Annotated in this window: 1 protein-coding gene; it reads right to left on the reverse strand. The window is 65.1% G+C overall.

Annotation, left to right across the window (positions count from 1 at the left end):
- Positions 1-3 precede the first annotated feature (3 nt).
- Positions 4-981 carry an IS481 family transposase gene (locus ACOJV9_RS16685; RefSeq protein ID WP_420186362.1) on the reverse strand — a complete coding sequence of 326 codons (978 nt, stop codon included), beginning with the start codon at positions 979-981 and terminating at the stop codon, positions 4-6.
- Positions 982-1094: the final 113 nt, after the last annotated feature.

Below are 1094 nucleotides of genomic sequence, written 5' to 3' on the forward strand. Positions count from 1 at the left end.
AGCCTAGGTGTTCTGTCCGGAGAGGTTGGGCACGCGGTCGGCTGGTGACGCGCCGTTGAGGGCGGTGTGGCCGCGGTGGTGATTGTAGTGATGGAGCCAGTCGGGGTATGCCGTTGCTCGGTCTGTCTCTGACCGGTATTCGTTGGCGTAGGCCCATTCCTCAAGCAGCGTTCTGTTGAACCTTTCGACCTTGCCGTTGGTCTGGGGTCGATAGGGGCGGGTGCGTCGATGCTTGATGTGCTCGCCCAGCGTTGCCTTCCAGAGCTTGGATCGGTACGGGTTGCCGTTGTCGGTGAGCACGGCCTTGACGGTGACACCGCACGAGGTGAAGAACTCCTCGGCCCGTTGCCAAAACGCCGCGGCGGTTTCCTGCTTCTCGTCGACGTGGATCTCGGAATAGGCCAGGCGTGAGTGGTCGTCGACGGCGTGGTGAATGAAGGCGTAGCCGGCGGGTGTGCGCTGCTTGTTGCGTTTCCCGGCTGCTGGGCCACGAAACCTCCAGCCGCCGCCGTCGGGGATGCGTCCCAGCTTCTTGACATCGACGTGCACCAGGTCGCCCGGGGTGCCGTGCTCGTAGCTGCGGCGGTCGACGCGGGAGGTCTTGATCCGCACCCCGGTCGCCGGGTCGGTCCACTTCAACCGGGGACAGCCGTAGCGGACCAGGACCTTGTGGACGGTGGAAGGATTGAGCCCGAGGAAGTAGCCGATCCTTGCCGGCCCCCAACGGCGGATGACCCGAAGTTTGATGATGCGACGCTCGGTCCGCTGGGGCAGCTGGTTAGGGCAAACGTGTGGCCTGGAGGACCGCTCCACCATCCCGGCCTTGCCGAACCGGCGATACCGCTCCGCCCAGCGGCGGACTGTCGTGATGCTGACGGAGAACCGTTCCGCAACTCTGGCGTAGGGCCACCCGCCGTCGACGACGAGCTTGGCCATGCGCAGTCGTCCGGTCGGCGTCAGCGTGGCGTTAGCGTGGGACATGAAGGCCTCCGTGGTGAGCAGTGGTTGCGTGGTAGCTCCACACCTCACTCGGAGGTCTTCGTCATCGTCCAGCCGACCCGCCGTACCTAACGTCCGTGGTCAGAACACCTAGG

The sequence above is a fragment of the Knoellia terrae genome (assembly GCF_048606435.1).
In the GTDB taxonomy this organism is placed as follows: Bacteria; Actinomycetota; Actinomycetes; order Actinomycetales; family Dermatophilaceae; genus Knoellia; species Knoellia terrae.

Excerpts from the sequence above, each read along its gene's own strand:
- ACOJV9_RS16685 (WP_420186362.1), bottom strand. The coding sequence starts at position 981 with ATGTCCCACGCTAACGCCACGCTGACGCCGACCGGACGACTGCGCATG.